Here is a 13,906-nt window from a genome sequence, read left to right as displayed (position 1 = left end):
CATCCCGCCCTATACCTGAACTGAGCAAAAGGGGTGTTGATCATGTCGTCGAGAAGTGCGGTGGTCCTGGCCGGCGGTACCGCCAACGCGGTCAAGCTCTTCGTGGCCGCGCTCGCCTTCACCAGCGCCTACGTCGGCTTCTCCGCCTACAGCAGCGCCGGATCGGCCGCCGAGCCGGTGCGGACCGTCACCCTCTCGGCCCGCGAGCTGCCCATCACCGCCCCGGCCCGGCAGAGCGCCCCCGCCCGCGCGGGCGAGATCGCCCTCAGCGCCCTGACCGGCGGCGCCCCCGGCTGCGGCAAGTCGTTCCTGGCCCGCGGCCTGCTGGTCAACCCGCGCCCCGGCACGACGGTCCTGTACCGGTGGAGGTTGTCGCGCTGGAGCCCGGCGACCGGGACGTGGCGCACCTACCTGGCCGACCACTCCGGGTTCGCCGGCGGCAGCCGGAGCGTGGAGTGGCAGCCGCAGATCTCCGGCAACGCCGGGTGGTACCGGGTCGAGCTGATCGCCCGGCCCGGCGGGACCGTCACGAGCGAGCGTTTCCAGGTGAGCTGCTGACCGACCGGCGCGCCGCCTCCACCCAGCGCGGCACGCCCACCCGCTGGGCCACCTCAAGAGCCTTCTCGTAGTGCTCGCGCGCCGCGTCGGGCTGGCCCAGCCGGATGGCCAGGTCGCCCAGGGTCAGCGCCACCGGCCACAACGCCACGACGCCCGTGCCCGCGCCAGCCACCCGGTCGGCGAACGGCTTGAGCTTGTCGTAGCAGTCGACCATGCGCTCGCGGTCGTCGAGCAGCATGCCCGCCAGGGCCCGCCAGGTCATCACCAGCTCGTAGAGGAAGTCGGGCCGGACGGGCGGGCGGGTGGCGGCCACGGCCCTGGCGTCGTTGAGGTGCCCGGCCGAGGCAAGGGCGAGGGCGTAGGCGTCGAGCGTCCACTTGGCGCCGCGCTGGTGGGCCGCCGCCAGCAGGTCGACGGTCTCGGCCGCCCGGCCGTCGACCAGGTGCAGGCAGAACGCGGTGATCAACGGGAGGTCCTGGCGGCCTTCGAGCATGCCGGCCCGCGCGGTCATCCTGGCGGCCTCGCGGTAGGCGCGTTCGGCGCCCGCGTAGTCGCCGGCGATCATCAGGCGCTGACCGGCGTACCAGACGACGACGGCCGCGGGGGCCGACAGGTCGTACTGCTTGGCCAGGCGGTCGGCGGCGGCGGCGTGCTCGTCGGCGACGGCGAACTCGCCCCTGGCCGCCGCGCACTCCAGCAGCACCAGGTGGGCCAGGGCCTGCGTGGCCATCTGGCCCGAGCGCTGGGCGACCTCCAGCAGCTCCCTGCCGATGCTCTCGCGGGTGTCGACCGCCGGGATGTCGTAGGACTGGCGCAGCCGGCCGCTCAGCGCCGCCGCGATCAGCGTCGGGTCGCCGCTCTGCCGGGCCAGCTCCAGCGCCTCCAGCGACGCCTGCCGCCCGCGCTCGGGCGCGGAGGAGCCCTCCAGCTCCAGCGCCAGCGTGGTGAGCAGGCTCGCCCGCAGGCGCTGCTCGCCCGCGGGCAGCTCCATGAGCGCCTTCTCGGTGACGTCGACGATCTCCCACGCGGTGCGGGTGAAGTCGCGCGCCATGCCCTTGTGCGGCACCGCCAGCGACGCGGCCACCTTCGCGGTGATCTCCAGGTCGCCGAGCGGCAGCGCGGCGTCCATGGCCTGGCGGCGCAGCAGCCTGGCCGCCGTCATGTCGCCGCACAACGCCAGCGCCTTGATCTGCCGGAGCATCAGCCGCAGCCGCTCCTTGGCACGCTGTGGCTCGGACTCGCGGCCCTTGTCGTCCTTGCGCGGGCCGCCGCGGTCGAAGGCCGCGATGGCCTGCTCCCACAGGGTGGCCGCCTCGCGGTGGGCGAAGCGCCGCTCGGCCTGCTCGGCCGCCAGACCCGCGTAGTGGACGGCCTTCTCGGCGGCGTCGGCCAGGAAGTAGTGGTGGGCCAGCGCCGCCACGTCGGAGGACGTGCGCTGCTCGATCACCGCGGCGACCGCGGCGTGGAGGCGGGTGCGGCGCAGGCGGGAGGCGTCGGAGTAGATCGTGTCGCGCACCAGGTCGTGGTCGAAGCGCAGCAGCCCGGGCCCCGGCTCGGTGACCAGCCCGGCCAGCAGCGCGGCCTCGACCGCCTCGATCACCGCCTCTTCGTCGCCGGCGACCGTGACCAGCACGTCGAGGTCGACGTCGCGGCCGATCACCGCGGCCTGGAGCAGGATCTGCTGGGCGCCGGCGGGCAGCCGCGAGATGCGCCGCCGCAGCACGTCGCGCACGCCCGAGGGCACGCGTGAGAGCACCTGCGTGGCGCTGGCCCGGTCGGCCGCGCCCTCGGCGTCGAGCAGCCGGACGGTCTCGCGCACGAAGAACGGGTTGCCGCCGGTGCGCTCGACGATGGACTCGACCGCGTCCTCGTCGATCTCGCGCACGCAGGTGGCCTTGACCAGCTCGGCCACGGCCTTGGGGTCGAGGCCGGACAGGCCCACGCGCAGCGGCTCAAGGCGGGCCAGGGCGGCCAGCACGTCGGACTGGCGGTCGTCGAGCTCGCTCTCCCGGCACGTCACGACCAGCAGGACGCGGCTGGTGGCCAGCAGGCTCGGCAGCGCGCGCAGCAGGGCCAGCGTCTGGTCGTCGGCCCAGTGGAGGTCCTCCAGCGTGAGCAGCACCGGCGCCCGGCGGGCCACGCCGGCGAGGTAGCCGCCGACCGCGCGGTGCAGGCGGAAGCCGCCCGAGACCTCGTCCTCGTCGGGGTCGGGGGCGGTGTCGTCGAGCAGGGGGGCCAGGAGCTGGGCGTACTCGCCGGCGCCGGTCGTGCCGATCAGCGAGCGCAGGATCTCGACCCAGGCCCAGCCCGGCGGGGTGGCGCTGGAGTCGGGGCAGGCGCCGGAGGCGGTGATCCAGCCGTCGGCGCCGAGCCTGCCGTCGAGCTGGCGCAGCAGCGTGGTCTTGCCCGCGCCCGCGACGCCGGTCACGATCGCGACCTGGAAGCGGCCGGTGCGCGAGGCGGCCGTGGTCAGCCTGGCCAGCTCGGCGTCGCGGCCGACGAACGGCTCGGGCTCCAGCGGCGGCGGCTCGACGTGCGCGGCGGCCGGCCGGGGCGGCCAGGTGTCGGTGACCGGGGCGGGCCGGGCGGGACGCGGCGGCGCGGCCAGCTCCAGCTCGGGGGCCTGGGCCAGGATGTCGGACTCCAGCTTGCGCAGCGCGGGCCCGGGGTCGATGCCCAGCTCGTCGGCCAGCATGTTCCTGGCCCTGCGCAGCGCGGCCAGCGCGTCGCCCTGCCTGCCGCAGCGGTAGAGGCCCAGCGCCAGCAGCCGCCAGCCCTCCTCGCGCAGCGGGTGCTCGGTGGTCAGCGCCTCCAGGTCGGGGACGGTCTCGGCGTGCAGGGCCAGCCGCAGGCCGGTGTCGGCGTGCCGCTCGCGGGCCACCAGACGCAGCTCGGCCAGCCGGTTGACCTCGGCCTCGGCCCAGGGCTGGTCGGCGAAGTCGGAGTAGGGGGTGCCGCGCCACAGCCCGAGCGCCTTCTCCAGGCGGCCGCGGGCGGACTGCGGGTCGCCCTCTTCGAGGTGCTCGCCCGCCGCCCTGACCAGCTGCTCGAAGCGCAGCGCGTCGACCTGCTCGGCGGCCACGCGCAGCGCGTAGCCGGAGGCGACGGTCACCAGCAGGCGGTTGGGGCCGCCGCGCGGCCGGCCCGGTTCGAGCACCCTGCGCAGGCGGGAGATGTAGACCTGCAGGCCCGACTGGGCGCCCTTGGCGGCGTCGTCGTCCCACAGGTCGTAAAGAAGCGTGTCAACCGGTACGACCTGACCTCTGGCCACGAGAAGTCGGGCGAGGACGGCCCGCTGCCGCAACCCGCCGAGGTCGAGTTCGTCGTCGTGTTCGTACGCCTCGACTGGCCCCAGAACCCGGAACGCCACCATGTCAGCCGCCACGCTATGCGTGCTTCCGAAGGGCGCACAAGGTCTTTGATGGCTTTGGGATTGTCACTGCGGGGCCTTCGAGATCGCGGACGGGGGTTCCGCGGCGGCGTTCCGGCCGTTGCGCCTGCGCAGGAGCGCCCACGCGCCGAGCGCGAGACCGCCGAACGGGATCTCGATAGTGTAAGTCCAGAAGCCGAAAAGTAGTGCTGTCGCGACGGCCGGAGTGCCCGGCACGCCGAACGTGATCAGCATCGCGGCGACCCCGCTCTCCATGATCCCGGCCCCGCTGGGCGTGATCACGGCGCTGGTGAGCACCCGGGACAGCGCGAAGACCGCGATCGACTGGGCCAGGCCAGGCCAGGCGCCGGTGGCCGTCATGCAGGCCGCCATGATCGCCCACTGGAAGCCCAGGAAGAACACCATGCCGAGCGACAGGCCGAGCGCGCGCGTGCGGACGATCTCGATGGTGTCGGCGCGCAGCCGGTGGAAGGCCTCGGAGGCGTGCACCTTCAGGCGCAGCAGCCGGGTGAGCCCGTCGAGCGCCCGGCCGAGCACGGCGGCGGCGCGGTCCCAGTAGAGGGCGACGGCCACGATGAGGCAGAGCACCAGGATGGAGATCGCGCCCGTCCAGCCCGCCCTGACGAACGCCGGGTCGAGCACCTCGCCCGCCATGAGCAGCGCGATGATGCCCACGGCCGGCAGGATGAACCTGAACAACGTGTTCCAGATGCCGCTGACCAGCGTCATCACCACGATGGGCCGGTTGGCGAAACCCCAGCCCCTGGTCATGGCGAGCGACAGCGCCACCCCGACCGCGCCGCCGAACGGCAGCAGGTTGCTGACCGCGCTGCCCGCCGCGTTGAGCGCCAGGCCCTGGAGGTTGTTCAGCCCCGGCAGCGAGTTGGTCAGCACGAACGTGTACGCCAGCAGGCTCAGCAGCCACAGGGCCGTCATCAGCGCGATCTGGCCGAAGCTGAGCGCCCCGAAGACCGCGCCGATCTCGCGCCAGGAGACCGGCTTGCCGGTGAGCGCGTGCACGATCTGCGGCAGGTAGACCACGAGCAGCACGGCCAGCCCGAGCGACAGGACGGACAGGGCGATCTGGAGCGGCTTGTTCTTCATCGCCCACCAGTCTGACGGGTCGCCGGAGCCGGCACGTCACCCTCAGGTGCTACTTCGGCCATGGGTCGAAAGGGTGAGTGAGACGAGTGCCGGGGGGCAGGTCGCGGCGTACGAACCACTCGGTGCCGAAGACCAGGCGGTAGAGCGGGCCGGGGACCTTCAGCATGACGGCGAGGGTGCGGTCGCTGTCGCCGCCGCTGGCCTGGGACGCGTGCGCGGCCATCGAGGCGCGCTTCTGCCGGGCGTAGCGGCGGACGTTGACCCGGTGGGTGATCGTGTCGCTCGCCGAGTACGCGCTCTCGAACGTGCGCACGTCGAACTCCGGCGGGAACTTGTACACCCGGCCCGCCATGCGCAGCAGCCGCACCAGCGGGTCGCGGTTGACCGTCGCCTCCAGGACGATCTCCGTGCCCGCGATCTGCGCCGCCCGCTTGCCCACCCGGTGGACCTGCACGTGGTCGGGGTGCCCGTAGCCGCCGGCCGGGTCGTAGATCGACAGCAGGTCGGCCTTCTCCTCCTCCAGGATCGCCGCGAGGGCCCTGGCCGCCGCCTCGGTGTCGGCGTCGATGAAGGCGTTGTCGGGCCGCTCCTCGGCGACGCCGCCCTTGGGGCTGAGCCCGGAGTCGCCGTAGCCCAGGCACTCGACGCGGGCGCAGCCGAGCAGCGCGGCCGACTCGTAGAGCTCCTTGAGCCTGGTCTCGCGCAGCTCCTCGCCGGGGCCGATCTCGGCCAGGCCGCGCTCGCCGGCGGTCGCGACCACGAGCACCACGCGGTGGCCCTCGGCCGCGAGCATCGCCATGGTGCCCGCCGTGAGCAGGGCCTCGTCGTCGGGATGGGCGTGGAAGAAGACCGCGGTACGTGGAGGCACACGCCCAGATTAGTCTGGGAGGGGTGCGGATCTTTCACGTGAGTGACTGTTACCTGCCGCGACTCGGGGGGATCGAGGTCCAGGTGGCCGACCTGGTGCGGGCGCAGCGCGAGGCCGGGCACGACGTGGTCGTGGCCACGGCGACCAGGGGCGAGGCGCTGCCGGGCGTGCGCAGGGTCGTCGCCAGGATGCCGTTCGACCTGCCGGTGCATCCGTTCGGAGTGGGGCATCTCACTCGGGGCATCTCCGTCGTCCGGCCCGACGTGGTGCACGTGCACACCGGCGCGGTCTCGCCGTTCGCCTGGATGGGGGTGCGGGCGGCGCGGCGGGCGGGGGTGCCGTGCGTGGTCACCGTGCACAGCATGTGGGACCCGGTCACGCGGGGGCTCTACCGGCTGCTGCGGCTGGCGTTCGGCTGGCAGCGCTGGGGGCTGGTGGCCACCACGGTGAGCACCGCGGCGGCGGTGCCCATCAGGGCGGTGGCCGGGCCCGGCGTGCCGGTGCGGGTGGTCTCCAACGGCCTCGACCTGTCGGGCTGGGCGCCCGCCCCCGGCGTGCCGGCCGGGCGGGCGGAGGTGCACGTGGTGGCCGTCGGCCGGCTGGCGCCGCGCAAGCAGCCCGTACGGCTGCTCAGGCTGCTGCGGGCGGCGCGGGCGCGGGTGCCCGCCGCGATCCCGATGCGCGCCACGATCGTCGGCGACGGCCCCGCGCGCGCCCGCATGGAACGTTTCCTGGCCGAGCACGGCATGACCGGCTGGGTGTCGCTGCCGGGCCGCTATTCGCGCGAGCAGATCGCCAAACTGCTGGAGTCGGCCGACGTCTTCGTGGCCCCGGCGCCCCGGGAGTCGTTCGGCATCGCGGCGCTGGAGGCGCGGGCGGCCGGCGTGCCGGTGGTGGCCAGGGCCCAGAGCGGCGTCGCCGACTTCGTCAAGGACGGCACCGAGGGGCTGCTCGGCCGCACCCTGGACGACCTGGCCGGGGCGGTGGCGCGGCTGTGCTCCGACGCCGGGCTGCGCCGGGAGATCGCCGCCCACAACCGCTCGACGCCGCCCGTCGCGGGCCCGTGGGCCGGGGTGCTGGAGGGGTTCGACCGGGCCTACGAGCAGGCGATCGCGCGTTAGGCCAGGCCGCCCCTGCACAGCGTGTACTCCGGCGCGGCGAAGTCGCCGCCCTGCGGGGTGTCGTCGGTGAAGAAGGCGGCCGGCGTGCCGGTGACGCGGGCGGCGTACGACTCGGCGTCGTCCTCGGGCTCGTAGCCGAGCTCGGGGGAGAGCAGCCAGAAGCGGCGGGCGTTGGCCGAGACGGCGTAGGCGGCCAGGAAGCGCAGGCCGGGCGTGGTGACGGCGGCGTGCACGAACCCGGCGCAGTCGCGCGGGCTCAGCCAGGTCGCCAGGTGGCGGACGTCCTTGGGCTCGGGCTCCAGGCTGCCGATGCGCAGGCAGACCACTTCGAGGCCGAACTTGTCGGCGTACAGGCGGCCGAGGGCCTCGACGGCGGCCTTGCTGACGCCGTACAGGCCGTCGGGGCGCGGCGGCAGGTCGGGGGAGATCGTGGCGGTGGCCGGGTACATGCCGGTCAGGCGGTTGCTGCCGGCCAGCACCACGCGCGGCACGCCGGCCAGCCGGGCCGCCTCCAGCACGCGGTGGGTGGTCAGCACGTTGCCGTCGAGCAGGTCCGGCAGGGGCGCCTCGTCCGGCACCCCGGCCAGGTGCACGATCGCGTCGGCGCCCTTGACCAGCGCCACGGTCTCGGCCAGGTCCGACAGGTCGGTGCGGACGGCCTCCTCGCCCGGCCCGGCCTCCATGGGCGCCCGGTCGGCCAGGACGAGCCTGGTGGCGGACCGGCGGAGCCGCTCGCGTACGGCACCGCCCACCATCCCGGCTGCGCCGGTGAGCACGATCATCTTCATGCCGACATTGTGCGGCATCGGGCCGATGCGGTCAGTTGCGCCGGAGAACGACGTACCCGTCGCGTTCGAACACCTTCGTGTACCCCTCGGTCTGGAGCTGCTCGACCCGGTTGCGCTGGTCGTCGGCGGAGCCGAAGGGGAACTCCCAGCGGGCGGTGTCGGCCACGATCCACGGCGCGCCGCGCGGGGCCGCGCTCCACAGCAGGACGGTGGTGCGCGAGGACAGCGCCGGGCCCACGGAGTTGACCGCCTCGACCGTCACCCCCGAGGGCACCCTGCTCACCGCCTCGGCCGCGGCGGCGGCCTTGTCCTCCTTGTAGAAGGCCGGATGGTAGAGCTGGTCGAGCGCGAACCTGGGCACCAGGGTGAGAGCGACGGCGCAGGCCGCGGCGGCCCAGGCCAGCTTGAGCCCCTGCCGGTCGGCGCGGCCGGTCCAGCGCAGCAGCCTGGCCAGGCCGTCCACGCCGGCGCAGAACAGGATCACCACGGTGAACGCGCTGTACTGGAAGTCGGCCTGCCACCACTGGGGACGGTCGGACAGCAGGCGTTCGAGCACGTGCGGCAGCGCCGCCAGCGACAGCGGCGACAGCAGGCACAGCAGCAACGTCGGCCAGGCCAGCAGGAACAGGGTGTCGACCTTGGCCTCGTCGCTGAAGGGCAGCAGCAGGGTGGCGAGCGGGTCGCGCAGCATCGCCAGCAGCGCGGCGGGCGCGTCGGGGCCGAGGTGGCCGTAGGCCCAGAAGTCCTTGCTGTCGCCGCCGAAGGAGGTGATCAGCAGGCCCCGGACGAGCACGACGGCCCCCGCGCCGACCAGCGCGCACACGAGGCCGCGCAGGCGGTCGCCGACGACGAACAGGTACAGCCCCGCCCCGATCACCAGGAGCCCCATGTCCTCCTTGACGAGCAGGAGCCCGAGCATCGCCAGGAACGCCGGCAGCACGCGTCCGGCGTGGTAACGCTCGATCATGATCGCGGTGAGCAGCGGGACGAACATCACCTCGTGCGCGTCGAAGGCGACGGCCTGGGCGATCGGCCACGACAGCGCGTACGCCACGGCGACCAGGTAGGCGGGCCCGGCGCCCAGCACGCGGCGGGTGAACAGCCACAGGAACGGGATCGCCCCCGCGAACAGCAGCGCCTGGGCCACGATGAGCGACTCGGGCCCGTCGTGCACCCAGTAGAACGGCGCCAGCAGCGCGTAGATCGGGGAGAAGTGGTCGGCGAGCTGGAGGTAGTCCGTGCCGCGCTCGTGGAAGACGCCGAGCACCGGCACGTACGGCGGCCGGAAGCGGGCGTAGTTGCGCACCGCCTGGTCCACGATCACCAGGTCGAACGTGGTCGCCCGGAAGGTGGCCAGCTTGACCAGCCCGAGAACGGCGTACGCCACCGCGGCGAGCAGCGCGATCGCGCCGACCCGCACGCGGTGGCGGAAGAGCACTCTGGCGGGGAGTGCGGTGCCTGCCGGAGGCCGTGCGATCACCGTTTCGTCGGTCACGGCAGCAAGCGTAAGGGGATCATCCGGTCCTGTCCGTACCCCGTACCGGCGGACCGGATGAGGCGGTCACCGCGCCGGCCTGCCCCCCGCAGGCGGTGCGGCGACCGCGGACCGGTCAGGAGCAGGCGGCGGTGATCTTCGAGGTGAAGCCGCTCATCTTGCCGCTGAACTCGGTCGTCTTGCTGATGTCGCCGCTCTGCAGGCTCTCGAAACCGGCGGCGAAGTCGTTCAGGGCGGCCGCGACGTCGCCGTCGTACTTGCCGGCGAGCTCCTTGGTCTTGGCGGCGGCGGCCTTGGAGGCGTCCCCGACCGCCGCGGCGTCCGTGGCGTTCTTCGTGATGGCGCCGCTCCACTCGGTGGTGATCTTCGAGAGCTCGTTGACGGCGGTGTTGCAGTCAACGGCCTGGCCGACACCGCAGGCGGTGGACAGAGCGGCAAGGGAGATCGTCGCGACTGCGAGGGCGAGTCGGCGAGGGGGAGTCATTTTTGGTGCCCTTCGTTGGTTTTCCGTACGAGGAGGACATTAGCGATCTCTGGTTGATCCCCGCTTGCACGCCACTAACATTCCGGCCGTCAGGTGGGTGTAAAACCGCGCAACAGCCCGTGGACGACCTCCTCGGCGTCGGGCATGGGCAGGTCGAGCAGCCCGCGGTAGGTCACCAGGCCGGCGAACAGGTCTGTGAGGAGGTCCAGGTCGGCGTCCGGGGACAGCTCGCCGCGGTCGATCGCGCGCTCGTAGACGACCCGCGAGCGCCGCATCCGGGTGCGCATGCCGGTGCGGACGATCTCGGCTACGGCGGGGTCGCGGCCGGCCTCGCCGTACATCTGCCTGGTCAGGCGGGCGACGCCCGGGTGGCCCCACAGGGCGAGGGTGTCGGAGACCACCACGCGCAGGTCGCCTTCGAGCGAGCCGGTGTCGGGGACGGCGACGTGCGTGTCCATGAGCCCGCCGATTGATTCGAGCAGCATGTCGCGTTTGGTGGCGTAGCGCCGGAACACGCTCGCCCTGCCCACGCCTGCCGCTTTGGCGACGTCGTCCATGGTGAAGTCGAGGCCGTGGGAGAGCAGCAGCTCGGTGGCGGCCTGCCTGATGCGGTGGTCGACCGTGGGATCGGGCTTGCGGCCGCGCGCGGACATTGTGATACTCCCAGTATCTGATACTTGCAGTCTCTTAAAGTGGGGCTTCTATGAGGGTAATCGTGGCGGGGGCCGGGGTGGCGGGGCTCGCGGCGGCGCGCGGGCTGCTGAACGCGGGTCACGACGTCGAGGTGTACGAGCAGGCGCCCGAGCTGCGCACGGCGGGCGGATCGGTGACCCTCTGGCCCGGCAGCACGGCCATCCTCGACGAGCTCGGCGTCGGGTACGCGGGCCTGGGACGGCGGCTGGAGACCATGGAGTCGTGGGCCGACGACGGCCGCCGGCTGGTCACCGTCGATCTCACCGCGGCCGAGCGGCGCTACGGGCATCCGTGCGTGCATGTGGCCCGGCGCGAGCTGGTCGAGGCGCTGTCGGCGGGCCTGCCCGTCGTCTACGGCGCGGGCGTCGAGCACGCCGAGCCGGAACGGGCGCAGGCGCGGCTGACAGGCGGCCGTACCGTGCGCGGCGACCTGCTGGTGGGGGCCGACGGCCGCAGGTCGGCGGTGCGCCACGCCTTGTGGGGGGAGGACCCGGCCGCGTTGAGCGGCTGGGTCACCTGGCAGGGCTTCACCACCGCGCCGACCTCGTTGACGCACTCCCGCCGGGCCGTGATGATCGCCGGACGGCGGGAGCTGTGCGGGCTGATCCCGGCCGGGGCGGGCCGGTTGTTGTGGTGGTTCGACGTCCAGGCGTCGCCCGGGGGGCCGTTCTGGCAGGACGACCCCGACATCGTGCCGCGGCTGCGCGAGCGGTTCGGCGGCTGGGCCGACCCGGTGCCCGCGGTGCTGGAGACGATGGAGGACGTCGGCTTCTTCCCGCACCACCGGCAGGCGATCCCCCGGGTCTGGGGCAGGGGCCCGACCACGCTGGCCGGGGACGCGGCCCACACCATGCCGCCCACCATGGCCCAGGGCGCCAACCAGGCCCTGGAGGACGCCTGGCTGCTGACCCGCTCGGCCGGCGGCGACCTGCGCGCGTACGAGCGGGCCAGGGCGCGGATCGCGCGGCGTCCCGCCATGATCGCCGGCACGGAGGTGACCAACCGGCAGCGCTCGTTCGCGGGCCTGGTCCCCGACTGGATGGCGACCAGGATGCACATGGCGTCGCTGCGCAGGTTCAGCACCTACCTCTTGACAGCCTCGTGAAGGCCGCCGGACGATGTCGCATATAGAGCAACTCGGTGCGTAATACGCAACAAGGGGTGTCGGTTGACCACCACGTCGAGCTTGATCTCCACGCTTCCCGGCCGCTCCTACACCGACCCCGACCTGTTCGCCGAGGAACAGGCCAAGATCTTCGAGAGCATGTGGTTCTGCGCCGTGCGCGCCGGCGACCTGCCGAAACCGGGCGCGTTCCGGACCGTCCAGGTGGGCACGGAGAGCGTGCTCGTGGTGCGCGGGCGGGACGGGCTGCTGCGCGCCTTCCTCAACGTCTGCCGCCACCGCGGCGCGCGGCTGTGCGTGCAGGAGCGGGGCGAGGTCAGAAGGACGATCAGGTGCGCCTACCACGCCTGGTCCTACGACCTGGACGGCAGGCTGGCCGCCGCCCCCAACCTGGCGAAGATGCCCGACATCGACCGCGTCGAGTACGGCCTGGTCCCGGTGAGCCTGCGCGAATGGCTGGGGTACGCCTGGGTGTGCCTGGCCGACGAGCCGCCGTCCTTCGAGGACACCGTCACCGCCGCGGCCACCGAACGCCTGGGCGACCCGGCCGCCATCGAGAACTACCACGTCGACCGGCTGGCCCTGGGCCGCCGCGTGGTCTACGACGTCAAGGCCAACTGGAAGCTGGTCGTCGAGAACTTCATGGAGTGCTACCACTGCGCCACGATCCACCCCGAGCTGGTGGCCGTGCTGCCCGAGTTCGCCGGCGGGTACGCCGCCCAGTACTACGTGGGCCACGGCGCCGAGTTCGCCGAGCGCGTCGAGGGCTTCACCGTGGACGGCGGCGCGGGCTTCGGCCGGCTCCCCGACGTGGCCCCGGAGCAGGACCGCCGCTACTACGCGATCACCGTCAAGCCGCAGGTGTTCGTCAACCTGGTGCCCGACCACGTGATCCTGCACCGGATGTTCCCCATGGCCGCCGACCGCACGGTCGTCGAGTGCGACTGGCTCTACCACCCCGACGTGGTAGCCTCGGGGGCCGACCTGACGCCGTCGGTCGAGCTGTTCCACCGGGTCAACGAGCAGGACTTCGACGCCTGCGAGCGGACCCAGCTCGGCATGGGGTCACGCGCCTACCGGGCGGGCGGCGTGCTGGTGCCGAGCGAGCACCACATCTCGGCCTTCCATCAGTGGGTGAACCAGCGCCTGCGCGGATAGCGCACCCGCAGGCCGCCGTACTTGGCCCGGCCGCCGACCACCAGGTAGAGGACGCCGGGCCGCCGCCTGCCCGGCACGTCGCCGACGACGGTCTGGCCCCAGTCGGTGCGGAAGGCGTCCACGTTCACCACGGCGCCCTCCGGCACGGTGATCCTTGCGGAGCCGTAGTCCAGGTCGAGTTCGAGGTCGACGACCGGGTGGGGGATGACGGCCCGGGACAGGTCGAGGTCGACGCCGCCGTACTTGGAGGAGATCCGCAGCCGCCGCGGGACGGCCCAGTCACCCGAACGGCGCACGTGCCCGCTCTTGGACTCCAGCTCGACCACGTCGTCGGCCGGGGCCGCCGGGGCGGGCAGATCGGTGGTCAGGCCGAGCAGGTCGCCGTAGGTCCTGGCGGTGAGCGCCAGCCCGAGCCGGTCCTCCAGCTCGGGACGCGTCAGGCGGCCCTCGGCGAAGGCGTGCTGGAGCCGCTCCGCCGCGCGCTCCCGGTCCTCGTCGGAGACCCGCATCTGCATTTCCGACATGTCCCGAGCATAGGTTCGCGGCGGTCAGAACGGGAGGCGTCGCCCGGAAGGGGTCCGCAGATCGAGGTGGGAGTACCGGCGCCCCCGCGGGGGCCTGCGCACGAGCTGAAGTCGCTTCACGCCCTGTAAATACCCATTTGATTGTCTAAGAGTCCTCATGCGGAGGTACCGTGTGCCTGATGTCGGCGGACCCTTTCGTGCATCCGGCCCTCTTCTACCGAGGTGACCCGGAATATGTGGCTGCCACCACGGCTTTCGTGCGCGAGGGGCTGGCCGCCGGGGAGCCCGTGGCGGTGGCCGTGCCCGCCGCGAACCTCGCCAAGATCGAGGCTGGGCTGGGCGCCGACGCGGCCCGGGTGACCATGCTCGACATGGGCGTGGCGGGCCGCAACCCGGGGCGGATCATCCCGGCCGTGCTGCGGGCCGTCGCCGACCGGCATCCTGACGAGCACGTACGGATCATCGGCGAGCCGATCTGGCCCGGCCGCTCGGCGACCGAATACCCGGCCTGCGCCCAGCACGAGGCACTGATCAACCTGTCGTTCGCGGGGCGGCGCGTCACGATCCTGTGCCCGTACGACCTGGCGGGGCTGACGCCC

At 73.1% G+C, this 13,906-nt stretch carries 13 protein-coding genes; 5 read left to right on the top strand and 8 right to left on the bottom strand.

Translation table 11 applies throughout. From position 1 onward, the window contains the following. The first annotated feature begins 42 nt into the window (after positions 1–42). On the top strand, positions 43–558 hold the full coding sequence (locus ACWCSD_RS14375) for a hypothetical protein (RefSeq protein WP_397165969.1): 516 nt from the start codon (positions 43–45) through the stop codon (positions 556–558). Here the strand turns inward: ACWCSD_RS14375 and ACWCSD_RS14370 are convergent. Genes ACWCSD_RS14370 through ACWCSD_RS14360 form a run of 3 tightly spaced genes read right to left on the bottom strand, consistent with a single transcriptional unit; the run spans position 527 to position 5,921 of the window. Continuing rightward, on the bottom strand, positions 527–3,943 hold the full coding sequence (locus ACWCSD_RS14370) for a BTAD domain-containing putative transcriptional regulator (RefSeq protein ID WP_397165967.1): 3,417 nt from the start codon (positions 3,941–3,943) through the stop codon (positions 527–529). The two genes, ACWCSD_RS14375 and ACWCSD_RS14370, sit on opposite strands and share 32 nt — an antisense overlap. Before the next feature lie 51 nt (positions 3,944–3,994). Beyond that, positions 3,995–5,053 (bottom strand): lysylphosphatidylglycerol synthase domain-containing protein, encoded by a 1,059-nt coding sequence (locus ACWCSD_RS14365; RefSeq protein WP_449915130.1) that lies wholly within the window; start codon positions 5,051–5,053, stop codon positions 3,995–3,997. Positions 5,054–5,102: 49 nt separating this feature from the next. Continuing rightward, positions 5,103–5,921, bottom strand: coding sequence for a PIG-L deacetylase family protein (locus ACWCSD_RS14360; RefSeq protein WP_357998908.1), 819 nt, complete (start codon positions 5,919–5,921; stop codon positions 5,103–5,105). A 38-nt stretch (positions 5,922–5,959) separates the two neighbouring features. Between ACWCSD_RS14360 and ACWCSD_RS14355 the strand changes: the two genes are divergently transcribed. Further along, positions 5,960–7,042, top strand: a complete 1,083-nt coding sequence (locus ACWCSD_RS14355; protein WP_449915125.1) for a glycosyltransferase — start codon at positions 5,960–5,962, stop codon at positions 7,040–7,042. On the opposite strand, the gene ACWCSD_RS14350 is transcribed toward ACWCSD_RS14355, so the two are convergent. The 4 genes from ACWCSD_RS14350 to ACWCSD_RS14335 form a co-directional block, all read right to left on the bottom strand. Next, the gene (locus tag ACWCSD_RS14350; protein WP_449915122.1) at positions 7,039–7,830 is read right to left on the bottom strand and encodes an NAD-dependent epimerase/dehydratase family protein; all 792 of its coding nucleotides are present in this window, start codon (positions 7,828–7,830) and stop codon (positions 7,039–7,041) included. The two genes, ACWCSD_RS14355 and ACWCSD_RS14350, sit on opposite strands and share 4 nt — an antisense overlap. Positions 7,831–7,861: 31 nt before the next feature. Continuing rightward, entirely contained in the window at positions 7,862–9,325 is a 1,464-nt protein-coding gene (locus ACWCSD_RS14345; RefSeq protein ID WP_449915119.1) for a DUF2079 domain-containing protein, read from the bottom strand. 115 nt (positions 9,326–9,440) lie between these two features. Beyond that, the gene (locus ACWCSD_RS14340; RefSeq protein WP_352351928.1) at positions 9,441–9,809 is read right to left on the bottom strand and encodes a hypothetical protein; all 369 of its coding nucleotides are present in this window, start codon (positions 9,807–9,809) and stop codon (positions 9,441–9,443) included. 89 nt (positions 9,810–9,898) lie between these two features. Then, positions 9,899–10,462 (bottom strand): TetR/AcrR family transcriptional regulator, encoded by a 564-nt coding sequence (locus ACWCSD_RS14335; protein WP_449915116.1) that lies wholly within the window; start codon positions 10,460–10,462, stop codon positions 9,899–9,901. A 50-nt stretch (positions 10,463–10,512) separates the two neighbouring features. Between ACWCSD_RS14335 and ACWCSD_RS14330 the strand changes: the two genes are divergently transcribed. Continuing rightward, positions 10,513–11,607: an FAD-dependent oxidoreductase gene (locus ACWCSD_RS14330; protein WP_449915113.1), complete on the top strand. Its 1,095-nt coding sequence runs from the start codon at positions 10,513–10,515 to the stop codon at positions 11,605–11,607. 63 nt (positions 11,608–11,670) lie between these two features. Continuing rightward, a complete protein-coding gene (locus ACWCSD_RS14325; RefSeq protein WP_397165956.1) occupies positions 11,671–12,783 on the top strand; it encodes an aromatic ring-hydroxylating oxygenase subunit alpha in 1,113 nt (370 codons plus the stop codon). Here the strand turns inward: ACWCSD_RS14325 and ACWCSD_RS14320 are convergent. Next, a complete protein-coding gene (locus ACWCSD_RS14320; protein ID WP_397165954.1) occupies positions 12,753–13,307 on the bottom strand; it encodes a DUF1707 SHOCT-like domain-containing protein in 555 nt (184 codons plus the stop codon). The genes ACWCSD_RS14325 and ACWCSD_RS14320 overlap by 31 nt on opposite strands. Positions 13,308–13,486: 179 nt before the next feature. Between ACWCSD_RS14320 and ACWCSD_RS14315 the strand changes: the two genes are divergently transcribed. Next, positions 13,487–13,906 (top strand): MEDS domain-containing protein (locus tag ACWCSD_RS14315; RefSeq protein ID WP_449915108.1); only part of this gene is annotated, 420 nt, incomplete at its 3' end.

Source organism: Nonomuraea sp. NPDC001684 (assembly GCF_053596515.1).
Note: the sequence above shows the minus strand (reverse complement) of the source record. Positions and strands in the feature narration are given on the sequence as shown.